Annotated in this window: 17 protein-coding genes and 3 rRNA genes; 11 read left to right on the top strand and 9 right to left on the bottom strand. The window is 70.2% G+C overall.

Going from position 1 to position 23,262, the window contains the following annotated elements:
- Window positions 1-2 precede the first annotated feature (2 nt).
- From CNX65_RS25650 to CNX65_RS35745, 3 genes are all read right to left on the bottom strand, one after another.
- Window positions 3-584, bottom strand: coding sequence for a TetR/AcrR family transcriptional regulator (locus CNX65_RS25650; protein ID WP_096496052.1), 582 nt, complete (start codon window positions 582-584; stop codon window positions 3-5).
- 10 nt (window positions 585-594) lie between these two features.
- Entirely contained in the window at window positions 595-1,479 is an 885-nt protein-coding gene (locus tag CNX65_RS25645; RefSeq protein WP_096496051.1) for an SDR family NAD(P)-dependent oxidoreductase, read from the bottom strand.
- 74 nt (window positions 1,480-1,553) lie between these two features.
- Entirely contained in the window at window positions 1,554-1,823 is a 270-nt protein-coding gene (locus CNX65_RS35745; RefSeq protein WP_157767859.1) for a hypothetical protein, read from the bottom strand.
- Between the two features lie 178 nt (window positions 1,824-2,001).
- Between CNX65_RS35745 and CNX65_RS25640 the strand changes: the two genes are divergently transcribed.
- Genes CNX65_RS25640 through CNX65_RS25605 form a run of 8 tightly spaced genes read left to right on the top strand, consistent with a single transcriptional unit; the run spans window position 2,002 to window position 8,639 of the window.
- A complete protein-coding gene (locus tag CNX65_RS25640) occupies window positions 2,002-2,718 on the top strand; it encodes a helix-turn-helix transcriptional regulator (protein WP_096496050.1) in 717 nt (238 codons plus the stop codon).
- Window positions 2,715-4,160, top strand: coding sequence for a Fe-S cluster assembly protein SufB (gene sufB / locus CNX65_RS25635; protein WP_096496049.1), 1,446 nt, complete (start codon window positions 2,715-2,717; stop codon window positions 4,158-4,160). Before CNX65_RS25640 ends, sufB begins: the two co-directional genes overlap by 4 nt.
- A gap of 1 nt (window position 4,161) precedes the next feature.
- Window positions 4,162-5,334: a Fe-S cluster assembly protein SufD gene (gene sufD / locus CNX65_RS25630; protein WP_232520005.1), complete on the top strand. Its 1,173-nt coding sequence runs from the start codon at window positions 4,162-4,164 to the stop codon at window positions 5,332-5,334.
- Window positions 5,331-5,669: a Rieske (2Fe-2S) protein gene (locus CNX65_RS25625; RefSeq protein ID WP_096496048.1), complete on the top strand. Its 339-nt coding sequence runs from the start codon at window positions 5,331-5,333 to the stop codon at window positions 5,667-5,669. The genes sufD and CNX65_RS25625 overlap by 4 nt, the downstream gene beginning before the upstream one ends.
- 38 nt (window positions 5,670-5,707) lie before the next feature.
- The gene (gene sufC, locus CNX65_RS25620; protein WP_096496047.1) at window positions 5,708-6,481 is read left to right on the top strand and encodes a Fe-S cluster assembly ATPase SufC; all 774 of its coding nucleotides are present in this window, start codon (window positions 5,708-5,710) and stop codon (window positions 6,479-6,481) included.
- A 45-nt stretch (window positions 6,482-6,526) separates the two neighbouring features.
- Window positions 6,527-7,804: a cysteine desulfurase gene (locus CNX65_RS25615; protein ID WP_096496046.1), complete on the top strand. Its 1,278-nt coding sequence runs from the start codon at window positions 6,527-6,529 to the stop codon at window positions 7,802-7,804.
- Window positions 7,804-8,247: a Fe-S cluster assembly sulfur transfer protein SufU gene (sufU, locus tag CNX65_RS25610; RefSeq protein WP_015803856.1), complete on the top strand. Its 444-nt coding sequence runs from the start codon at window positions 7,804-7,806 to the stop codon at window positions 8,245-8,247. Before CNX65_RS25615 ends, sufU begins: the two co-directional genes overlap by 1 nt.
- Window positions 8,248-8,285: 38 nt before the next feature.
- Window positions 8,286-8,639, top strand: a complete 354-nt coding sequence (locus CNX65_RS25605) for a metal-sulfur cluster assembly factor (RefSeq protein ID WP_049797186.1) — start codon at window positions 8,286-8,288, stop codon at window positions 8,637-8,639.
- Window positions 8,640-8,740: 101 nt separating this feature from the next.
- Here CNX65_RS25605 and CNX65_RS25600 read toward each other — a convergent pair whose 3' ends face one another.
- The 5 genes from CNX65_RS25600 to CNX65_RS25580 form a co-directional block, all read right to left on the bottom strand.
- Window positions 8,741-9,154, bottom strand: a complete 414-nt coding sequence (locus tag CNX65_RS25600; RefSeq protein WP_096496045.1) for a CBS domain-containing protein — start codon at window positions 9,152-9,154, stop codon at window positions 8,741-8,743.
- 71 nt (window positions 9,155-9,225) lie between these two features.
- Window positions 9,226-10,347 carry a carboxylate-amine ligase gene (locus CNX65_RS25595; protein ID WP_096496044.1) on the bottom strand — a complete coding sequence of 374 codons (1,122 nt, stop codon included), beginning with the start codon at window positions 10,345-10,347 and terminating at the stop codon, window positions 9,226-9,228.
- Between the two features lie 212 nt (window positions 10,348-10,559).
- Window positions 10,560-12,257: a GGDEF domain-containing protein gene (locus CNX65_RS25590; RefSeq protein ID WP_096496043.1), complete on the bottom strand. Its 1,698-nt coding sequence runs from the start codon at window positions 12,255-12,257 to the stop codon at window positions 10,560-10,562.
- A gap of 42 nt (window positions 12,258-12,299) precedes the next feature.
- Entirely contained in the window at window positions 12,300-13,379 is a 1,080-nt protein-coding gene (locus tag CNX65_RS25585) for a lycopene cyclase family protein (RefSeq protein ID WP_096496042.1), read from the bottom strand.
- Between the two features lie 3 nt (window positions 13,380-13,382).
- Window positions 13,383-14,708: an MASE1 domain-containing protein gene (locus tag CNX65_RS25580; RefSeq protein WP_269770710.1), complete on the bottom strand. Its 1,326-nt coding sequence runs from the start codon at window positions 14,706-14,708 to the stop codon at window positions 13,383-13,385.
- A gap of 341 nt (window positions 14,709-15,049) precedes the next feature.
- On the opposite strand from CNX65_RS25580, the gene CNX65_RS25575 reads away from it, so the two are divergent.
- The 3 genes from CNX65_RS25575 (at window position 15,050) to rrf (ending at window position 20,232) form a co-directional block, all read left to right on the top strand.
- Window positions 15,050-16,566 (top strand): 16S ribosomal RNA (locus tag CNX65_RS25575).
- A 342-nt stretch (window positions 16,567-16,908) separates the two neighbouring features.
- A 23S ribosomal RNA gene (locus CNX65_RS25570) occupies window positions 16,909-19,989 on the top strand.
- A gap of 126 nt (window positions 19,990-20,115) precedes the next feature.
- A 5S ribosomal RNA gene (rrf, locus tag CNX65_RS25565) occupies window positions 20,116-20,232 on the top strand.
- The 16S, 23S and 5S rRNA genes sit together here, the layout of an rRNA operon.
- A gap of 56 nt (window positions 20,233-20,288) precedes the next feature.
- Here the strand turns inward: rrf and CNX65_RS25560 are convergent.
- Window positions 20,289-23,231, bottom strand: coding sequence for an ATP-binding protein (locus CNX65_RS25560; RefSeq protein ID WP_096496041.1), 2,943 nt, complete (start codon window positions 23,229-23,231; stop codon window positions 20,289-20,291).
- Window positions 23,232-23,262 lie beyond the last annotated feature (31 nt).

Genomic DNA, 23,262 nt, shown 5'->3' with positions numbered 1-23,262 from the left:
GCTCAGGCGGCCGGGGCGGGGGTGCGCAGGCCGCCGAGCAGCAGGTCCAGGTACCGGTGCGCGGTCGCGACGCGCTGCTCCCGCGCGCCGCCCGCCAGCCCCACCGCGTGCGCGACGCCGCACACCAGCGGCGTCAGGTCGTCGGCGGTCAGGTCCGCCCGCACGAGCCCGGCGACCCGCACCCGGTCGAGCACCGCGCCGCCCACCGTCCACATGGACAGCTTCAGCTCGGTGGTGCGCGGCAGCGCGTCGGTGGGGGAGGAGGCGACGCCGGGCACGGCCGCGTCGGTCACCTGCACCTCCACGACCCGGCGCAGGAACACGTCGAACGCCCGCCACGGGTCGGGTTCGGCGGCGGCCCGCTCGGCGGCGGCGACCAGCTCCTCCAGCCCCGGCGCGGCCACCGCCTCCACCAGCGCCTCGGCGGTGGGGAAGTGCCGGTAGACGGTGCCGACCCCGAGCCCGGCGCGGCGGGCGACGTCGTTGAGCTGCACCGGAGCCCCGTCGTCGATCAGCTCGCGGGCCACGCGGACGATCCGCTCCCAGTTCCGGGCGGCGTCCTTGCGCAGCGGGGTGGTCGGCACGCGGGCGAGTCTAGTCGCGCGGCCCGGACACCAGCCGCTCGCTGAGCGCCCGCACCGCAGCGGCCACGGCAGGGTCGGTCGCGGCGACCAGGGACGACCGCGCCGCGTCCCCGGCCGCCCCGGACGTGGACCGCGCGAACACCCGCCCCAGCACCGGCCACAGCGCCCGCAGCGCCGGGTGGACGATCCGGGGGTCGGCCATGGTCCGGGTGCTCAGGTCGGTCGACGCCCCGCCGGGGTCGGCCGCGAGCACCGCGACCCCGGTCCCGTCCAGCCGCTTCGCGAGGTCGAGCGCGTAGGCGAGGTTGGCCAGCTTGGCCCGCCCGTACCGGTGGAACCCGTAGTAGCCCCCGCCGGGCTCGGCCGAGTCGAACCGCCGCCCGCCCAGCACGACCGCGGCCGACGTCACGTTCACCACCCGGCTCGGAGCCCCGGCGGTGAGCGCGGGCAGCAGCAGCTCGGTGAGCAGGTAGGGCGACAGGTGGTTGAGCGCGAACGCCCCCTCGACCCCGCCGAACTCCCGCCGCTCCACGAAGAACCCGCCGACGTTGTTCACCAGCACGTCGAGCGGCCCCTCGCCGACCAGGACCCCGGCGAGCCCGCGCACCTCGTCGAGCGAGGACAGGTCGAACCGCAGGAACCGCGCCGGGACCGCGCCCCCGCCCTCCGCCCGCGCTCCCGCCGCCTCGCCGCCTGCCGCTGGCGCTTCCGCCGCCCGCGCACCCCGCTGCGCCGCCGCCCGAGCCGCCGCGTCGATCCGCCGAACCGCAGCCGCACCCCGCCCGGCGTCCCGCCCGACGACGGTGACCGCGAACCCGGCCTCGGCCAACCCCACCGCCGTCTCCACCCCGATCCCACCGGTGCCCGCCGTGACGACGGCACGCTTCGCGCCCATGACCCCTCCGATTGATCGGATGAACTATCCGTTTTCGGTCCGGACGGTAGCATGATGCGGATAACTAATCCGCTTCACTGTCGCCCGCGCCACCGCGCCACCGCGCCACCGCGCCACCGCGCCACCGCGCCACCGCGCCACCGGCCCCTGCCCGCTGCTCGCGCCGACCCGGCCGCGCCGCCGACCGCGACCCCGTGCGCCCCGCCTGCCCGCTGCCCGGCGACCGGCCCCACGCCGACCGGCCCCGCCGAGCCGTCCCGCCGAGCCGTCCTGCCGAGCCGTCCCGCCGAGCCGCCCAACCCGCCCAACCCGCCCGCCGCCCATCCCCGCCCATCCCCGCCCATCGGTCCCGCGTCACTCCGCCCGCCCCGCCGCTCTCGCCCGGCCCGCCACCCCGCCCCACCTTTTCGCTCGCCACCCCCGCTCCCCGCCGACCCCGCGAACCCCCAGCTCAAAGCCCCCTCCCGCCTCTCGCCTCCCCCCGGTTTTGCACCCCCGCCCTAAATAAGCAACACTGGTGTTGTGAAAAACGCCGGGGCCTTCGAAGCCGCCGTGCCCCAGGGGCACGACGGTCGGACCCGGCACACCGTGGCCCGACTGCTGCTGGAGCAAGGACCCATCACCGCCGCCTCGGTGGCGGAGCGGGTCGGCATCAGCCAGGCCGCGGTGCGCAGGCACATCGACGCGCTGGTCGCCGACGGCGAGGCGACCGGCCGGGAGGCGCCCAGGCGCGGCCAGCGAGGTCGCGGCAGGCCCGCCAAGCTCTTCCAGCTCACCGAGCAGGGGCGCGCCCGCTTCGGGCACGCCTACGACGACCTCGCCGTGGCCGCGTTGCGGTTCCTCGCCGAACAGGGCGGGGAGGAGGCGGTACGGGCCTTCGCCGAGCGCCGGGTGCACGCACTCGTCGACCGGCACCGCCAGGCCATCGTGGAGCAGTGCGAGCCCGCCGAGCGGACCAAGGCCCTGGCCGCCGCGCTGAGCAGGGAGGGCTACGCTGCCTCGGCGCGCGCCGCCGGGGCGGGCGAGCAGCTCTGCCAGCACCTGTGCCCGGTCGCGCATGTCGCCGCGGAGTTCCCGCAGCTGTGCGAGACCGAGACGGCGGCATTCGCCGACCTGCTCGGCACGCACGTGCAGCGGCTCGCCACCATCGCGAGGGGCGACGCCGTCTGCACCACGCACATCCCGAAGAGCAGCACCCCGAACACACCCCGCGACCCACATGGAGGGGAGCCCGCATGACTGCCGCTGCCGAGCAGCGAACCACCACGGTCCCGCTCACCCAGGAAGAGACCCTGGCGAGCATCGGGAACTACGAGTTCGGCTGGGCCGACTCGGATGTGGCAGGCGCGAGCGCCCGTCGTGGTTTGAGCGAGGACGTCGTCCGGGACATCTCGGGCAAGAAGAACGAGCCCGAGTGGATGCTGGAGTACCGCCTCAAGGCGCTGCGCCTGTTCGACCGCAAGCCGATGCCCTCGTGGGGCTCGGACCTGTCGGGCATCGACTTCGACAACATCAAGTACTTCGTGCGCTCCACCGAGAAGCAGGCCGCTTCCTGGGAGGACCTGCCCGAGGAGATCAAGAACACCTACGACCGGCTGGGCATCCCCGAGGCGGAGAAGCAGCGCCTCGTCGCGGGCGTCGCCGCCCAGTACGAGTCCGAGGTCGTCTACCACCAGATCCGCGAGGACCTGGAGGAGCAGGGCGTCATCTTCCTGGACACCGACACCGGTCTCAAGGAGCACCCCGAGCTCTTCAAGGAGTACTTCGGCTCGGTCATCCCGGCAGGCGACAACAAGTTCTCCGCGCTGAACTCCGCGACCTGGTCCGGCGGCTCGTTCATCTACGTGCCCAAGGGCGTCCACGTGGACATCCCGCTCCAGGCCTACTTCCGGATCAACACCGAGAACATGGGCCAGTTCGAGCGGACGCTGATCATCGTCGACGAGGACGCCTACGTCCACTACGTCGAGGGCTGCACCGCCCCGATCTACTCCTCCGACTCGCTGCACTCCGCGGTCGTGGAGATCGTCGTGAAGAAGGGCGGTCGCTGCCGCTACACGACGATCCAGAACTGGTCGAACAACGTCTACAACCTGGTCACCAAGCGGGCCAAGGCCGAGGCGGGCGCGACCATGGAGTGGGTCGACGGCAACATCGGCTCCAAGGTCACCATGAAGTACCCGGCCGTGTACCTGATGGGCGAGCACGCCAAGGGCGAGGTCCTCTCCATCGCGTTCGCGGGCGAGGGCCAGCACCAGGACACCGGCGCGAAGATGGTCCACATGGCCCCCCACACCTCCTCGACCATCGTGTCGAAGTCGGTGGCGCGCGGCGGCGGCCGGGCCTCGTACCGCGGCCTGGTCCAGGTCAACAAGCGGGCGCACCACTCCAAGTCCACGGTCAAGTGCGACGCGCTGCTGGTCGACACGATCAGCCGCTCCGACACCTACCCGTACGTGGACGTCCGCGAGGACGACGTGGCCATGGGCCACGAGGCCACCGTCTCCAAGGTGTCCGAGGACCAGCTGTTCTACCTGATGTCGCGCGGCCTCAACGAGGACGAGGCCATGGCGATGATCGTGCGCGGGTTCGTCGAGCCCATCGCGCGCGAGCTCCCCATGGAGTACGCGCTGGAGTTGAACCGCCTGATCGAGCTTCAGATGGAAGGGGCCGTCGGCTGACATGGCCGTCACCACCGAAGAGCAGCACGGCCTGACGGCCCACTCGCACGGCGCGGGAACGCTGGTCACCTCGCGCGCCGACCACTTCACGTCCTACGACGTGGCGGCGTTCGAGGTGCCCGGCGGGCGCGAGGAGATCTGGCGCTTCACCCCGCTCAAGCGCATGGCGGGCCTGCACAGCGGGGCCGAGGCCACCGGCGCGGCCACCGTCGAGGTCGACGCGCCCGAGGCCGTCCAGGTCGAGACCGTCGACCGCGACGACGAGCGCCTCGGCGCCGCGGGCGTCCCCGGCGACCGGGTCGCCGCCCAGGCGTGGTCCTCGTTCGCCCAGGCGACCGTGATCACCCTGCCCGGCGACACCGAGCTGGCCCCGACCACCGTGACCGTCACCGGCGCGGGCCAGGGCCAGGTCGCGTACGGCCACGTGCAGGTGCGCGCGGAGAAGTTCGCCAAGGCCGTCGTGGTCCTGGACCACCGGGGCTCCGGCGCGTACGCCGACAACGTCGAGATCGTCGTCGGCGACGGCGCGGACCTCACCGTCGTCACCGTGCAGGACTGGGCCGACGACGCGGTGCACGTCTCCACGCACCACATCCGGCTCGGCCGCGACGCCAAGGTGCGGCACACCGCCGTCACCCTCGGCGGCGACCTGGTCCGGCTCACCCCCCTCGTGTCCTACGCGGACAGGGGCGGCGACGCCGAGCTGCACGGCCTGTACTTCGCCGACGCGGGCCAGCACCTGGAGCACCGGCCGTTCATCGACCACTCGGTGCCGAACTGCCGCAGCAACGTCGTCTACAAGGGCGCGCTGCAGGGCGAGGGCGCGCACACCGTGTGGATCGGCGACGTCCTGATCCGCGCGGCGGCCGAGGGCACCGACACCTACGAGCTGAACCGCAACCTGGTCCTCACCGACGGCGCCCGCGCCGACTCGGTGCCGAACCTGGAGATCGAGACCGGCGAGATCGAGGGCGCGGGCCACGCCAGCGCCACCGGCCGGTTCGACGACGAGCAGCTGTTCTACCTCCAGGCCAGGGGCATCCCCGAGGACCAGGCGCGCAGGCTGGTCGTCCGGGGCTTCTTCCACGAGATCCTGCTCAAGATCAGCGTCCCCGAGGTGCGCGAGCGCCTGGAGGCCGCGATCGAGGCGGAACTGGAAGCCGTGGGCGCGTGACCGCCGTCCGGGTGTGCTCGCTCGCCGACCTGACCGACCGCGTGCCGGTCGCGTTCCAGGTCGGCGACGAGCAGGTCCCGGTCGTGCTGGTCCGGCAGGGGGACGCCGTGCACGCGCTGCGCGACGAGTGCAGCCACGCCGCGATCTCCCTCAGCGAGGGCGAGGTGACCCGCAAGGGCATCGAGTGCTGGCTGCACGGGTCGTGCTTCGACCTGACCACCGGCAAGCCCTCCTCGCCGCCCGCGTCCGACCCGGTCGACGTGTTCGCCGTGGAACTGCGCGGTGGTGACGTCCACAGCGATGTCTACGTAGACGTCACCACCACCACCAACTGACTTCGCACTGCCTTCACCAGGAGAACTGAGAACAGCTCATGGCCACTCTGGAGATCAAGGACCTGCACGTCTCGGTCGTCGCCGACGAGACGACCAAGGAGATCCTCAAGGGCGTCGACCTCACCATCAACGCCGGTGAGACCCACGCCATCATGGGCCCCAACGGCTCCGGCAAGTCCACGCTGTCCTACGCCATCGCGGGCCACCCGAAGTACCAGATCACCTCGGGCGCGGTCACCCTGGACGGCGAGGACGTCCTGGAGATGAGCGTCGACGAGCGCGCCCGCGCGGGCCTGTTCCTCGCCATGCAGTACCCGGTCGAGGTGCCCGGCGTCTCGATGTCGAACTTCCTGCGCAGCGCCGCCACCGCCGTGCGCGGCGAGGCCCCGAACCTGCGCCACTGGGTCAAGGAGGTCAAGGGCGCGATGTCCGAGCTGGACATCGACCCGGCCTTCGCCGAGCGCTCGGTCAACGAGGGCTTCTCCGGCGGCGAGAAGAAGCGCCACGAGATCCTCCAGCTGGGCCTGCTCCAGCCGAAGATCGCGATCCTGGACGAGACCGACTCGGGCCTCGACGTGGACGCGCTGCGCGTGGTGTCCGAGGGCGTCAACCGCTACAAGGCGTCCAACGAGGTCGGCGTCATGCTGATCACGCACTACACCCGCATCCTCAAGTACATCTCGCCCGACTTCGTGCACGTCTTCGCGGGCGGCCGGATCGTCGAGTCCGGCGGCCCCGAGCTGGCCGACCAGCTCGAGTCCGAGGGTTACGTGAAGTACACCGGCAAGCAGGAAGCCGCGAGCATCGCCTGACGTTCCACCGGGGGAGACCCCAGACCGAGAGGAGGCGTCGGAGCCGTGACCACCACCGCTGCTCCGCTGGACGTCGAAGTCGTGCGCGCGGACTTCCCGATCCTGGGCCGCACCGTGCGCGAGGGCAAGCGGCTGGTCTACCTCGACTCCGGCGCCACCTCGCAGCGCCCGAGCCAGGTCCTGGACGCCGAGCGGGCGTTCCTGGAGACCGCCAACGCCGCGGTCCACCGCGGCGCGCACCAGCTGGCCGAGGAGGCCACCGACGCCTACGAGGACGCCCGCCGCAGGATCGCGGGCTTCGTCGGCGTCGGCGTCGACGAGGTCGTGTTCACCAAGAACGCGACCGAGGGCGTCAACCTGGTCGCGTACGCCATGGGCAACGCGGCCACGGCGGGCCCGGAGGCCGAGCGCTTCCGGCTCGGCCCCGGCGACGAGATCGTCGTGACCGAGATGGAGCACCACGCCAACCTGGTGCCGTGGCAGCAGCTCGCGCTGCGCACCGGCGCCGCGCTGCGCTGGCTCGGCGTCACCGACGAGGGCAGGCTCGACCTGTCGAACCTGGACGAGGTGGTGAACGAGCGCACCAAGGTGCTCGCGTTCACCCACCAGTCCAACGTGCTCGGCACGGTCAACCCGGTCGCCACCCTCGTCGCCGCGGCGGCGCGGGTCGGCGCGCTGACCGTGCTCGACGCCTGCCAGTCCGTGCCGCACGCGCCGGTGGACTTCCGCGCCCTGGGCGTGGACTTCGCCGTGTTCAGCGGCCACAAGATGCTCGGTCCCTCGGGCGTCGGCGTCCTCTACGGCCGCCGCGCGCTCCTGGAGGCGCTGCCCCCGTTCCTCACCGGCGGCTCCATGATCGAGATGGTCGAGATGGCGCGCTCCACGTTCGCCCCGCCGCCGCAGCGGTTCGAGGCGGGCGTGCCGATGACCTCGCAGGCCGTCGCGCTCGGCGCCGCCGTCGACTACCTCAACGCGGTCGGCATGGAGCGGGTCGCCGCGCACGAGCACGAGCTGGTCGCCGCCGCCCTCAGCGGCCTGGCGGCCATTCCCGGCGTGCGCGTGGTCGGCCCCACCGACCTCGCCGACCGGGGCGGCGCGGTCTCGTTCGTGGTCGACGGGGTGCACGCGCACGACGTCGGCCAGGTCCTGGACAGCCTCGGCGTCGCGGTCCGCGTCGGCCACCACTGCGCGTGGCCGCTGCACCGCAGGATGAACGCCGCGGCGACCGTGCGGGCCAGCTTCTACCTCTACAACACGCAGGGCGAGGTGGACGCGCTGCTGTCCGCCGTCCGCGAGGCGCAGAAGTTCTTCGGGGTGGCGTGATGCAGCTTCAGCAGATGTACCAGGAGATCATCCTGGACCACTACAAGAACCCGCACGGCCGCGGCCTGCGGGACCCGTACGACGCCGAGTCCCACCAGATCAACCCCACCTGCGGCGACGAGGTCACGCTCAGGGTGAAGCTGGACGGGCCGCTCGTCGCCGACGTCTCCTACGACGGCCAGGGCTGCTCGATCAGCCAGGCCGCCACGTCCGTGCTCACCGACCTGGTGGTCGGCAAGCCGGTCGAGCAGGCCATGGGCAAGCTCGACGCGTTCGTCGAGCTGATGCAGGGCCGCGGCCAGGTGGAGCCGGACGAGGACGTGCTGGAGGACGGCATCGCGTTCGCGGGTGTGGCGAAGTACCCGGCGCGCGTGAAGTGCGCGCTGCTGGGCTGGATGGCTTTCAAGGACGCGGTTTCCCGCAGCGAGGGAGCGAAGTCGTGACTTCATCGGAGCAGGACGTGGTGCGGGGCGTCGAGGGGATGCCGGAGCCGCCCGCGCCCAAGGCCGGGATCGCGGCGCTGGACGACGTCGAGGAGGCCATGCGCGACGTGGTCGACCCCGAGCTGGGCATCAACGTGGTCGACCTCGGTCTGGTCTACGACATCAGGGTGGACGAGAACAACACCGCCCTGATCGACATGACGCTCACCTCGGCGGCCTGCCCGCTGACCGACGTCATCGAGGACCAGACCCGGTCCGCGCTGGTCGGCGGCGTCGGCGGCGGCATCGTCGACGACTTCCGCATCAACTGGGTGTGGATGCCGCCGTGGGGCCCGGAGAAGATCACCGACGACGGCCGCGACCAGCTGCGCGCCCTCGGCTTCACGGTCTGAGCGCACCGCGCCACCGCCGAGAGGGCGGCTCCCCCGTTGTGCACGGGGGAGCCGCCCTCCTCGCGTTCTCGGCGGCCCCTGCGCGGCGCCGGCCGGGCGCGCTAGTCGGAGTAGACCCGCTCGATGAACTCGGCGAGCTGGTCGTCGTCCAGGTGCTTGGCCAGGTCGGACTCGCTGACCATGCCCACCAGCTTGTCGTTCTCCAGCACCGGGATGCGCCGGATCTGGTGGATCTCCATCGTCTCCAGCACGTCCGTGATGTCGGTGTCCGCGTCGACCCAGTGCAGGTTCCTGGCCAGCTGGCCCGCCTTCATGTCGGCGGGGGAGACGCCCGCCGCGACGCAGCCGACCACGATGTCCCGGTCGGTGATGATGCCCTTGAGCTTGCCGTCACCCCCGCAGATCGGCAGCGAGCCGACGCCGAGGTCCCGCATCAGCACCGCCGCCTCCTCCAGGGTCTGGCTGTCGTGCACGCACATCACGCCCGCGTGCATGATCTCTCGCGCGGTGGTCATGGCCGTTCCTCCCGGTGGGTGAGCCTGCGTCCGCAGGATGCGCCCCACTCGGCCGAACCGCGCCCCGAGTCCTACGTCCGGGTGGTCAGCAGCTCCACCACGTCGGTGAACTCGCCCCGCCTGCGGTACGCCCGCCGCTGCCTGGCCGCGCCGCCGCCGTCCCGCAGCAGCCTGGCCACGCCCTCGACCACCAGCTCGGTGTCACCGGCCGCGTCCAGCGCCGCCCCGCACCACCGCAGCAGCCCGCCGACCTCCTCGGCGAACGGCACCGGCACCCCGCTCAGCGGGTCCACCGCCGCGCCCTCCGGCCCGTGCCGCGCCGCCTGCCACAGCGCCACCCGCAGCAGCCGGTCCGACACCCTGGGCGCCACCTCGCCGGACAGCGCGGTCGCCGCGATGGCCCGCACCAGCGCCGCCAGCACCACGGCCTCCTCGACCGTCGCCGCCACGTCGCACACCCGCAGCTCCACGGTCGGGTGGTTCGCGGACAGCCGGACGTCCCAGTAGACCATCCCGTCGTCCAGCGCCGCCCCGCTCGTGCGCAGCAGGTGCGTGGCCAGCCGGTAGTCCTCCACCGAGTCGAACCACGGCGGCGCGCCCGCCGACGGCCACGGGTTCCACACCACGTGCCGCCAGCTCGCGTACCCGGTGTCCCTGCCCTCGTGGAACGGCGAGTTCGCGCTCAGCGCCAGCAGCACCGGCAGCCAGCGCCGCAGGTGGTTGCTGATCACCAGGCCCTCGGACGGCGACGGGATGCCCACGTGCACGTGGCACCCGCAGATGGTCAGCCCGTCCACCAGCGCCCCGTACCGGTCCATGATCCGCCGGTAGCGCGGGTGGTCGGTCAGCGGCGGCGGGTGCTCGCCGCCCAGCACCGGCGCCCCCGACGCGACCAGGCGCGCCCCGTGCGCCGCCGCCCGCCTGGCCAGCGCCGCGCGCGCCGCGAGCAGCTGCTCGCGCACCTCGGAGGTCGTGCGGCACACCGCCGTCGCGCTCTCCACCTGGTACTGCGTCATCTCGGGCTGGAGGTCGAGCCCCCGGTCCGGCGGCCCGGAGAGCACCTGCGGCCCCAGGGCCACCAGCTCGCCGGTGACCTCGTCCGCCAGCAGGAACTCCTCCTCGACCCCGATGGTCAGCGCTGTCCCGGCCCCGGAACGCGGAACCGGCAGCGCGGTGACGTCCACTTCGCTCACCGGAAAGACCTCCCCCGTGCGGTGGGTAGTCACCCTGATGCTAAGAGTGACCGCCAGGGTTGGGGAGTGGCATCGGAGCGAAATTCACCCCTCCGCTGCCGGACACCTGTGGCGGTCCCGCCATCAGGGGGAACGCCACCGCGGTCAACGCGTTGATAATCCAACCGAGGGTTGTTCGCGGGCCTTCCCCCGAGGGCGCGACCCGGCCCGGCTCAGCCGACCGCGAGGTGCGGTCCGCCGCGCAGCACGTCCACCCGGTCCGTGCCCGGCCTGCCCAGCACCCAGCTCGACCCGCTCAGCGACTTCGCCTGCCGCTTGAGCGGGGCCAGCAGCCGCGACACCTCGCGGTACGACCCCACCGACCCGGTCGCGCACACCAGCGTCGCCAGCGACAGCGTCACCCGCAGCCCGTCGACGCCGAACTCCGAGTCCAGCACCCCGGCCCCGAACCCGACCAGCTCGTCCAGGCCCGCCACCAGCAGGAAGTCGTCCCCGCCCACGTGGCCCACCCGCACCGTCGGCAGCCCGGCCGCCCCCTCGGCCAGCCGCCTGCCCACCGCCCGGATCAGGTCGTCGCCCGCCGCGAACCCGGCCCGGTCGTTCACGCCCTTGAACGAGTCCACGTCCAGCCAGCCCACGGCGAACACCTCACCCGCCAGCACCCGCCGCTCCACCTCGCGCGCGATCGACTCGCTGCCGGGCAACCGGGTCAGCGGGTTCATCGACGCCGCCTGCTCCACCTTCAGCTCGGCGACCCCGCGCACCACGTCCGCCACCCGCACCACGCCGAGGCACCTGTCGTCCTCGTCCACCACGACCAGGTCGTCGTTCGCCCGCTCCCGGTCCCCGTGCGTGACGACCTCCAGCAGCTCCAGCGCGCTGAACCGCGCCCCCACCGCCCTCGGCCGGTCCGCCAGCCGCGACGCCTCCCGGTTGGCGTGCAGCGCGTGCCCGAACGGCCCGGTCACCGCGAGCAGGAACCGGTTGCGCTCCAACGTCCACGACGGCCTGCCCTGCCCGTCGACCAGCACCACGCCGGTCACCGACGGCTGCGCGGCCAGCACCTCCCGCACCTCCTCGGCGGTCGCCGCCTCGGGCAGGGTCGTCGCCGGGTGCAGGAAGTCGGTCACGCTCGGCCCGGCCAGCCGCAGGTTCGGCGACGTGCGCGCCATCGCGTCCGGGTCGGCGGGCTCGACGAGCGCGGTCGGGATCGTCGCGGCCACGTCCGGCCGCCGCCGCGCGGGCGCCAGCAGGTCGCCCTGCGCCATCCGCACCCCGGCCCGCCGCAGCGCGGCCAGCTGCGCCTCGGTCTCCACGCCCTCGGCCACCAGCACCGAGCCGGTCTGCTCGCACACGCCCAGCAGCGCGGTCAGCAGCGCCGCCCGGCCGCCGTCGTCGGGCAGGCCGACGACGATGCCCCGGTCCAGCTTGAGCTGGTCCGGGGCCACGTCGGTGAGCAGCGCGAGCGGCACGTCGCCGTCGCCCACCCCGTCCAGCGCCACCCGCACGCCCGCGTCGCGCAGCCACCGCACGCCCGCCAGCAGCGCCTTGCGCGGGGTGCGCGTGTACGGCACGCCCAGCTCCACGACCAGGCGGTCGGGGGAGCGGCCGACCTCGTGCAGCGCGCGCAGCAGCGGCTCCAGCTTCTCCGGCTGCTCCGCGACGGTCATCGACATGAGGTTGACGTGCAGCGGCAGCCCGAACTCGTGCTCGGCCGCGTGCCGGACCGCCCGGCAGGCGAGCGCGACGTCCGCGTCCACCAGGTACCCGGCGCGGAACGCCGCCTGGAGCAGGTCGAGCGCGGTGCCGTCGTGCGGGCGGGCCAGGGCCTCGACCGCGACGACCCCGCCGGTGTTCAGGTTGAACAGGGGCTGGAAGGCGAATCGGACATCGTCCAGCAGGGCAGGCACGCCCCCGATCCTCCCCCCGGGCGGGGCGTTTGCCGAGGGGGTTCACCCGCTGTTCAGCAAGCTTTGGCCGAAGAACACCGAACCCGCCAGCGAGGCCCGCACCCGCCAGGGGGAGGAGCGGAACAAGATCAACATTGTTGAGGTGAGTCCGCGCAGGTCATCGCGGTGCGAGAGGTACTCCCGCTGGTTCTCCACCGGCAATTGGAAAAACCGGTGAAAGAATTCCGGGATTTCCCGAGGCGCCAGCGACAGCAACGCGGTGAGACCGCGCAGTCGCAGCGCGTGCACCATTCTCGTCTCCTGCGTCCACAGCACCTCCGGCCCCTCACCCGCCGCCAGCGCGTCCGCGACCACCGGCGCCAGCCGCAGCGCGGTCGCCACCCCGTACCCCGTCGCCGGGTGCACCAGGCCACCGCCCGCGCCGAACCCGTCCTCGGCCTTCGGCGCGTCCAGCGGGATGCGCACCCGCTCCTCGGCGGACGGCATCCGGACGCCGTGCGCGTCCAACCGCGACCGCAGCCGCAGCCGCAGCTCCGCCAGCGGCAGACCGGGCGCGCGGGCGAGCGAGGTCTCCTCCAGCAGCACCCGGTCCGGGCCCAGCGGCACCGCGTACAGGAACGTCGGGTCGCCCGTGGTCGCGGACGGCGGGCGGCGCCAGTCCATGATCACCGCCTCGCCGGGGGCGACGAACGGCTCCGCCTCGGCCTGCCCCACCACCACGCCCACCGCCGTCTGCGCCGCCCGGCCGCCCCGCGACCCGGTCGCGTCCACGACCCGACGCGCCCGCAGCACCCGGCCGTCCGCGAGGCGCACCCGCCCCTCCGCGCGCGCGACCACGCGCGCGCGGAGCACCTCGACCTCCGGGGGGAGCTCCCACAGGCGGGCGTTGTCCAGCACCGAGTACTCGCGCTCCAGCACGTGCTCGGCCGTGGAGAACGCCCGCGCGCGCGACCGCGTCACCACCGGCGTCCCCTCGGGCAGCTCGTCCGACCACGCCGCGTACGTGGCCCGCCACGGCCGCTCGGGACGCGGGTCCACCAGCGCCACCCCCAGCCCCCGCCGCGCAGCCGCGCCCGCCAACGCCCGCCCGGCCGGACCACCACCCACCACCAGGACGTCCACGGTCTACCGACCGTCCAGACCGGGACGACCCGCGCGATCGGACCGGCCGCCCTCACCGGGGCGGTCGGCGGGGGAGCCCGCGCGATCGGACCCGTCCGCCGGACCGGGCTGGCCCGGGACGTCGGTCTGGCCGGGGTTGCCGGTCTGGCCGGAGGCACCTGCCTGGCCGGGGTTGCGGGTCTGGCCGGGTGCGCCTGCCTGGCCGGGGAGAACCGCCCCGCCGTTCCCGACCGCCGGTCCTGCCTGCCCGTTCCCGCCGGTCAGGCCCGCGCGGTCGCTCCGCCCGCTCCCGCTTCCCCCACCGCTCCTGCCGCCCCGAACGCCCCGGCCGTCCCGCCGCTCGTCCGCGATCCCGCCACTCAGCCGGAGTGGCTGGTAGCTCGTCACCACCGCGCTCAACTGCTCCACCGTCCGCTCGATCGCGACCCTGCCCGCGTCCCGCTCGGCGATCACCGCCGCGAGCACCAGACCGGTCAGCGCCACCGTCCCGTTGTAGGCCTGCAACCCCAGCATGTTCTGCTGGGCGTTCTCCAGCCCGGCGAACGGGCCCGCGCTCAGCACCGCCGCGCGCGAGGCGAACACCGTGGCGATCAGCGCGCACGGCGCGGCCCCCCGGTGCTGGAAGCGCAACGCCCCCCAGATCAGCAGGGGGAAGATCAGGAACATCAGTCTGGCCTTGGTCCCCGAGGTGACCATCATCAGCCCCACCGTGGTCACGATCAGCGCCGCGGCCTCCAGGGCGCGTCGGCCGGTCGTGGCGCGCCAGCGCTCGCCCAGCGGGCCGAGCCCGCGCATCGCCAGGCCGAACGGGACCAGCACCAGCACGCCCATGGCCTCACCGGTCCACCACACCGCCCAGGTGGGCAGCCACTCCGCGGGCGTGATCACCCCCGCGAGCAGCAGGGAACCGCTGCCGAGCAGGGAACCGGGGAGCATCCCGGCGAACGCGCCGACGAACACCAGCGCGAGCGCGTCGCGCGTGCGGTCGAGCTCCAGCTGCAGGTCCGCGCGGCGGAGCAGGTAGTAGGCCAGGAGCGGGCCTCCGGTGCCGACCACGCAGATCACGAGGTTCCACCACGTGAGCGGCGCGTCGGTCAGGTTCACCAGGAGGGAGCCCAGGGTGATGCCGGGCCACAGGCGGGGACCACCGGTCAGGAGTGCGAGCACCGCCACACCCGTGGGTGGCCACATGGGGGTGACGGGCGCCGCGGTCACCTCTTGGAGCCCGCCGAGGCGCGCTCCGAGGTAGTACACGACCGCTAGCAGGGATAACTGGGCGGCGTACCCGCCCCATCGGTGCGCGCGGCGCGCGCGGGGGTTCGGTGACACCTGGACAGCATCCCGCGCCCGCAGCCCGTCCACCAGCGACAACGGCGGACCGGACCCCCCGATTTCACTTCTGCGGAGGACTTGTGTAATGTTCTCTCTGCCAGCGCGGAACGGGCCGGGAAACACCGGAACGGAGCGGGGCGAAAAATCTTGAAACACCAGCCCCGGATCGGGTCGCGGATCGTCGCGGACTTGAGATGGTGTGCGCGTGTTCTTTGAGAACTCAACAGCGTGCCGAATAGCCAGTAAATTATGATCCTCGTCAAGAGGATTCCTTTGAGATTGTTACTGGACAGCTGACAAATTCATGTCAGTGGTTGTCCGAGCGATCAACTCATTCATTATTGGAGAGTTTGATCCTGGCTCAGGACGAACGCTGGCGGCGTGCTTAACACATGCAAGTCGAGCGGTAAGGCCCTTCGGGGTACACGAGCGGCGAACGGGTGAGTAACACGTGGGTAACCTGCCCTGTACTCTGGGATAAGCCTGGGAAACTAGGTCTAATACCGGATACGAGCCTTCCCCGCATGGGGTGGGTTGGAAAGTTCCGGCGGTACAGGATGGACCCGCGGCCTATCAGCTTGTTGGTGGGGTAATGGCCTACCAAGGCGACGACGGGTAGCCGGCCTGAGAGGGTGACCGGCCACACTGGGACTGAGACACGGCCCAGACTCCTACGGGAGGCAGCAGTGGGGAATATTGCACAATGGGCGAAAGCCTGATGCAGCGACGCCGCGTGAGGGACGACGGCCTTCGGGTTGTAAACCTCTTTCAGCAGGGACGAAGCGCAAGTGACGGTACCTGCAGAAGAAGCACCGGCTAACTACGTGCCAGCAGCCGCGGTAATACGTAGGGTGCGAGCGTTGTCCGGAATTATTGGGCGTAAAGAGCTCGTAGGCGGTTTGTCGCGTCGGCCGTGAAAACTTGGGGCTTAACCCCGAGCCTGCGGTCGATACGGGCAGACTTGAGTTCGGCAGGGGAGACTGGAATTCCTGGTGTAGCGGTGAAATGCGCAGATATCAGGAGGAACACCGGTGGCGAAGGCGGGTCTCTGGGCCGATACTGACGCTGAGGAGCGAAAGCGTGGGGAGCGAACAGGATTAGATACCCTGGTAGTCCACGCCGTAAACGGTGGGTGCTAGGTGTGGGGGACTTCCACGTCCTCCGTGCCGCAGCTAACGCATTAAGCACCCCGCCTGGGGAGTACGGCCGCAAGGCTAAAACTCAAAGGAATTGACGGGGGCCCGCACAAGCGGCGGAGCATGTGGATTAATTCGATGCAACGCGAAGAACCTTACCTGGGCTTGACATGCACTGGAAACCAGTAGAGATATTGGCCCCCTTGTGGCCGGTGTACAGGTGGTGCATGGCTGTCGTCAGCTCGTGTCGTGAGATGTTGGGTTAAGTCCCGCAACGAGCGCAACCCTCGTTCCATGTTGCCAGCGCGTTATGGCGGGGACTCATGGGAGACTGCCGGGGTCAACTCGGAGGAAGGTGGGGATGACGTCAAGTCATCATGCCCCTTATGTCCAGGGCTTCACACATGCTACAATGGCCGGTACAAAGGGCTGCTAAGCCGTGAGGTGGAGCGAATCCCATAAAGCCGGTCTCAGTTCGGATCGGGGTCTGCAACTCGACCCCGTGAAGTCGGAGTCGCTAGTAATCGCAGATCAGCAACGCTGCGGTGAATACGTTCCCGGGCCTTGTACACACCGCCCGTCACGTCACGAAAGTCGGTAACACCCGAAGCCCGTGGCCCAACCCGCAAGGGGGGGAGCGGTCGAAGGTGGGACTGGCGATTGGGACGAAGTCGTAACAAGGTAGCCGTACCGGAAGGTGCGGCTGGATCACCTCCTTTCTAAGGAGCATCTGCACTGCGGTCTTCGGATTGTCAGTGGAGGCCACGCGGTCGGCGAACGATCGACCGGTGGAGCTCAATATTGTGGATGCTGGCTAATGCAGAACCTCGGGTTGTCGGGAGAGTTAGTACTGCTCGTAAGAGCGTGGAAGGGTCTCCAGAGGGTTCAAGGCTTCTGTTCGGTACGCTGTTGGGTCCTGAGAGAACACGTGAGTGTCTTTCAGTGATCGGGCTGATCCAGCCCACGAACCAGTCGGTCAGTGTGACCGGGTAGGCGTGGACGGAGAAGGATCAGCGTCGGTTTGTTCTTTGAGAACTGCACAGTGGATGCGAGCATCTTTGTGGCAAGTTATTAAGGGCATACGGTGGATGCCTTGGCACCAGGAGCCGATGAAGGACGTAGGAGACTGCGATAAGCCTTGGGGAGCTGTCAACCGAGCTGAGATCCAAGGATTTCCGAATGGGGAAACCCGGCCCCAGTCATGTGGGGTCACCCACGTCTGAACACATAGGGCGTGTGGAGGGAACGCGGGGAAGTGAAACATCTCAGTACCCGCAGGAAGAGAAAACAACCGTGATTCCGTGAGTAGTGGCGAGCGAAAGCGGAAGAGGCTAAACCGTATTCGTGTGATACCCGGCAGGGGTTGCGTGTACGGGGTCGTGGGACCCACTGGCCAGTTCTGCCGGACTGGCAAGGAGTCATAAAACGGAGTCGTTAGCGGAACGTGTCTGGAAAGCGCGGCCGTAGAGGGTGAGAGCCCCTTACGCGAAAACTCTCCGTCTCCTTGTGGTGTTCCCAAGTAGCAGCGAGCTCGTGGAATTTGCTGTGAATCTGGCGGGACCACCCGCTAAGCCTGAATACTCCCTGGTGACCGATAGCGGACTAGTACCGTGAGGGAAAGGTGAAAAGTACCCCGGGAGGGGAGTGAAATAGTACCTGAAACCGTGTGCCTACAATCCGTCGGAGCCTTACGGGGTGACGGCGTGCCTTTTGAAGAATGAGCCTGCGAGTTAGTGCTACGTGGCGAGGTTAACCCGTGTGGGGTAGCCGTAGCGAAAGCGAGTCCGAATAGGGCGCCAGAGTCGCGTGGTCTAGACCCGAAGCGGAGTGATCTAGCCATGGCCAGGGTGAAGCGTGGGTAAGACCGCGTGGAGGCCCGAACCCACCAGGGTTGAAAACCTGGGGGATGAGCTGTGGTTAGGGGTGAAAGGCCAATCAAACTCCGTGATAGCTGGTTCTCCCCGAAATGCATTTAGGTGCAGCGTCGTGTGTTTCGTGCCGGAGGTAGAGCACTGGATGGTCTAGGGGGCCCACAAGCTTACCGAAATCAACCAAACTCCGAATGCCGGTACGTGAGAGCGCGGCAGTGAGACTGCGGGGGATAAGCTTCGTAGTCGAGAGGGAAACAGCCCAGAACGCCGGCTAAGGCCCCTAAGTGTGTGCTAAGTGGGAAAGGATGTGGGATCGCACAGACAACCAGGAGGTTGGCTTAGAAGCAGCCACCCTTTAAAGAGTGCGTAATAGCTCACTGGTCAAGTGGTCCTGCGCCGACAATGTAGCGGGGCTTAAGCACACCGCCGAAGCCGTGTCATTGACACGGAAGTGTTGATGGGTAGGGGAGCGTCGTGCAGCCAGCGAAGTGCCGGAGTGATCCAGGTGTGGAGGCTGTGCGAGTGAGAATGCAGGCATGAGTAGCGAAAGCAGAGTGAGAAACTCTGCCGCCGGATGACCAAGGGTTCCTGGGCCAGGCTAATCCGCCCAGGGTAAGTCGGGACCTAAGGCGAGGCCGACAGGCGTAGTCGATGGACAACGGGTTGATATTCCCGTACCCGTGTGAACGCGCCCATGGCGAGGCTTGTGATGCTAACCGCCCAAAGCCCATCGTGATTCTTCGGATGATCGGTGACGTGGAGCGCGGGAACCGAACTTGTAGTAGTCAAGCGATGGGGTGACGCAGGAGGGTAGCTCCGCCAGTGAGTGGTAGTACTGGTGTAAGCGTGTAGGCCGTCTGGTAGGCAAATCCGCCAGGCATTGAGGCTGAGACGTGATGCATAGCCGATTGAGGCGAAGTAGAGTGATCCCATGCTGCCGAGAAAAGCCTCTAGCGAGCTTTCACGCGGCCCGTACCCCAAACCGACACAGGTGGTCAGGTAGAGAATACCGAGGCGATCGGGCGAACTGTGGTTAAGGAACTCGGCAAAATGCCCCCGTAACTTCGGGAGAAGGGGGGCCGAGGGATTTGAAGCCCCTTGCGGGCTAGGATTTTTCGGCCGCAGAGACCAGCGAGAAGCGACTGTTTACTAAAAACACAGGTCCGTGCGAAGTCGCAAGACGATGTATACGGACTGACGCCTGCCCGGTGCTGGAACGTTAAGGGGACCGGTTAGCTCTTCGGGGCGAAGCTGAGAACTTAAGCGCCAGTAAACGGCGGTGGTAACTATAACCATCCTAAGGTAGCGAAATTCCTTGTCGGGTAAGTTCCGACCTGCACGAATGGCGTAACGACTTCTCGACTGTCTCAACCACAGGCCCGGCGAAATTGCACTACGAGTAAAGATGCTCGTTACGCGCGGCAGGACGGAAAGACCCCGGGACCTTTACTATAGCTTGGTATTGGTGTTCGGTTCGGCTTGTGTAGGATAGGTGGGAGACTGTGAAGCGGCCACGCCAGTGGTTGTGGAGTCGTCGTTGAAATACCACTCTGGTCGTACTGGATGTCTAACCTCGGTCCGTGATCCGGATCAGGGACAGTGCCTGGTGGGTAGTTTAACTGGGGCGGTTGCCTCCCAAAGAGTAACGGAGGCGCTCAAAGGTTCCCTCAGCCTGGTTGGCAATCAGGTGTCGAGTGCAAGTGCACAAGGGGGCTTGACTGTGAGACCGACAGGTCGAGCAGGGACGAAAGTCGGAACTAGTGATCCGGCCATGGCTTGTGGAAGCGTGGTCGCTCAACGGATAAAAGGTACCCCGGGGATAACAGGCTGATCTTGCCCAAGAGTCCATATCGACGGCATGGTTTGGCACCTCGATGTCGGCTCGTCGCATCCTGGGGCTGGAGTAGGTCCCAAGGGTTGGGCTGTTCGCCCATTAAAGCGGTACGCGAGCTGGGTTTAGAACGTCGTGAGACAGTTCGGTCCCTATCCGCCGCGCGCGTAGGATACTTGCGGAAGGCTGTCCCTAGTACGAGAGGACCGGGACGGACGAACCTCTGGTGTGCCAGTTGTCCTGCCAAGGGCATTGCTGGTTGGCTACGTTCGGAAGGGATAACCGCTGAAAGCATCTAAGCGGGAAGCTCGTTCCTAGATGAGGTGTCCCACCCCTTTGTGGGTTAAGGCCCCCAAGAGACTATTGGGTTGATAGGCCGGAGATGGAAGGCCAGTAATGGTTGGAGTTGACCGGTACTAATAGGCCGAGGACTTGTCATGAAGACGCTACGCATCCACTGTGCGGTTCTGAAGGAACCGAACCGACCATCACCGGTCGCTGACTGGCTCCCTGGTGGGGGTTGGGCGCGATGGGTGGTGCTGTGTGGTTGGTTATCTTCATAGTGTTTCGGTGGTCATTGCGGTTGGGGAACACCCGGTCCCATTCCGAACCCGGTAGTTAAGCCTTCCAGCGCCGATGGTACTGCACTCGTGAGGGTGTGGGAGAGTAGGACGCCGCCGAACATTTTTTCCCTGTGGGGCGCACGGTTTTCCGTGCGCCCCACAGGGCTTTTCTGCGTTCACTCGCCGACGCCCAGGCACACCACGGGACGCCGGAGCGGGTCCTTGGACACCACCTCCGTGACCGCTCTGGCGGGAGCCGTGCCGCAGGCGAGCGCGTCGTGCAGCTCGCACAGCACGTCGAACCCGGCGCAGCCGCCGACCGCGATCACCACCCGAACCCCGGCCGCCAGCAGGCCGCGCGCGTAGTCGAGCCTGGCGTGCTGCACGACGACCAGGTCGGGCGGTTGGTCCAGTTCGCCGAACTCGTGCGCCAGCAGCACGCCGTCGTCCAGGCGGATGCCGGAGAACACCGGGTTCTCCTGGGAGCGCCCGGCCCGCACGGACAGGTGCAGCACGTCGGCGCCGTCGGCGGCGCCCAGCACCAAGCGGCGGGTGGGGGTGACGACCTCCCCGATCGGGTAGCGCGCGGCGATCTCCCTGGCGTTCGCCGCAGGCAGGTCCGGGGTCGGGCCGATGACCAGGGCGCGGCGCGACTCGCGCGCGGGGCGTCGCCGGGCGGCCCACCAGGTTCCGGCCGACGGGGTGACGACCACGGGCGTGCGCCGCAGCGAGGGCAGCACCGGCCAGGGCAGGTCGACCAGGTCCGGGTGCGGGCTCAGCACCAGGTCGTGGCCGGTGATCCTGCGCAGCAGCGGGGTGAGCAGGGCCCGGTCCAGGGCCTCGGCGGCCTCCTCGGCGAGGGCGTGCGCGGCTCGGGCGAGCCTGGGGGAGGTCACCGCGGAGGTGGCGTGCAGCGCGCGGCGCAGCCTCGCGGCGCCCTCGGTGACCGCGCGCTCGTCCAGGTCGACGGTGTGCGCGGCCCCCGAGACCACGACGATCGCGATCAGCCGGTGGCCGGTGCAGGCGAGCACGACCAGCGCCCGGTCGCCCAGCGCGGTGCTCAGCGAGCGGGGGGACGGGGCGGGGCGGCCCGGTGGTTCGCGCACCCGCAAGACCTGCCACGGGAGGTGTTCGGCGAGTGCCGCGCGCAGCGCCAGGTCACCGAGCTGCCTGGTGTGCGCGGCGCTCAGCGGGCCGGACGGGTGGGGTGGCGCGGTCAGGGCCAGTTCGAGGGCGGCCCGGTGGTCGCCTCGGGCTTCGAGGAGCTCGGCGGCGCACAGCGCGTGCAGCGGGGAGGTCGGGGGCACGCGGGCCAGCAGGGCGCGGGCGGCGGGGAGCGAGCCGCGCGCGATGAGCAGGCGCGCGGCCAGGAGGGTGGCCTGGTCGGCCTGCGGGTGCAGGTCCTGGGCGGTGAAGGAGTCGGCGGTCAGGAGCGCGCGGTCCACGGACCAGATCCACCGGGCCCCAGGGGCGAGCCGGGCGCCCTCGCACATGCCGGTCAACGCGGTCAGGGTGCAGGTCGCGGCGGCGTGGTGGTCGTGCTGCGCGGTGAACGCGCGGGCGGCGTCGAGTGCCCTGCGGACGGCCGGGGGGAGCTGGCCGCTCGCCAGCGACACCAGCGCCCTCAGGTGCCGGGCCTCGGCGACCAGCGCGCCCGCCCGACCGCGCTGGGGGCCGTCGCGGACGTGCTCCAGGCAGCGGCGGGCGTCCTCCAGGCGACCCGCTTCCAGCTCGGCGGCGGCCCGGTCCAGGTGGGTGCGGGTGGTGCCGAGGAGGGCGGTCGCCCTGGTCAGGTGGCGCAGCGCGGCGCTCAGGTCGTGCTGGGTTCGGTGGAGCGCGCCGAGGGTGTGCCGGAGGGCGCCGGCGGTGGGGTGCGGGAGGTGCGACTCGGCGCGTTCCGCGACGGCCTCCAGGGTGTGGCGCTCCTGGGTGAGCCAGGTCGACCAGGTGCTCGGGGGCGCGGTGGCGGCCCGGTCGAGCAGGCGGCGGTAGTGGTGGAACAGCCTGCCGAACGCGGCCCTGGCGGCGGCGGGCCGGAGCTGCTCGGCGGCCAGGTCCCGCGCGTAGGCGGCGACCAGGTCGTGGGCGCGCAACCCGCCCCTGCCGTTCTCCTCGACCAGGTGAACGCGCAGCAGGGCGTCGGCGGCGCGGCGCAGCTCGGCGGGGTTGAGGCCGGAGAGGGCGGAGAGCGCGCCGGGGGTGTAGTCGTGGCCGGGGTGCAGGCCGATCGCGTGGAACAGGGCGCGGTCGTGGTCGGCGAGGGCTTTGAGCGACCAGGAGAAGACGGTGCGCAGGTTGTGGTCGTCGGCGCCTGCCCTGAGGAGGTGGCGCTCGTCGGCGAGTTCGGCGACCAGCGCGGAGAGCGGGGTCCTGGCGCGGAGCGCGGCGGTCTCGGCGGTGATGGCCAGCGCCAGGGGGAGGCGTCCGCAGGTGCGCACGAGCGCTCGCGCGGCGGCGGGTTCCCGCGCGGCGCGGGGGCCGAGGGTCGTGCGGAGGTAGGCCAGCGCGTCGGCGCCCGGTGGTGGGGCGAGTGCGATGTGGTGGGCGGCGCAGCGCAGGGTGGTCATCCGGTCCCGGCTGGTGACCAGGACGAGGCTGCGGCCCGCGCCGGGGAGCAGGGGGCGGACCTGGTCCGGGTGGGCGGCGTTGTCCAGGACCACCAGGAGGGTCCGGTCGGCCAGGAGGGTGCGGTAGCGGGCCGCGCGGGCCTGGGGCGAGCCGGTGGTGGGGGCGCCCAGTGCCTGGAGGAGGTCGGTCAGGACGTCGTCGGGGGACAGGGGGTGGTCGGGGTCGTAGCCGCGCAGGTCGGCGTGCAGCCCGCCGTCCGGGAAGAGGTGTGCCGACCGGTGCGACCAGTGCAGGGCGAGCGCGGTCTTGCCCACCCCGGCGGGACCGGAGACGGTGCACGCGGTGGTCCTGCCCACGGCCGCGGTGAGGGTGGCGAGCTCGGTGGCGCGGCCGGTGAAACCCGCCGGTGGGGCGGGGAGCTGGCGCGGGCGGGGCGGGGGCGGGGTGGTCGCGTGCGGACCGCTGTGGATCACGCCTGCCCGGAGCACGCCCGCCTGGATCACGGTGCCCCGGCTGCCCGGTGCGGTGTTGGTGGAGCGCGCGCCCGTCACGGGACCTCCAACCTGCGGTGGTCCGTCACAC

The organism is Actinosynnema pretiosum (genome assembly GCF_002354875.1).
Lineage (GTDB): Bacteria > Actinomycetota > Actinomycetes > Mycobacteriales > Pseudonocardiaceae > Actinosynnema > Actinosynnema auranticum.
The sequence above is the reverse complement of the archived record's forward strand: the minus strand, read 5'-3'. Positions and strand labels throughout refer to the sequence as shown.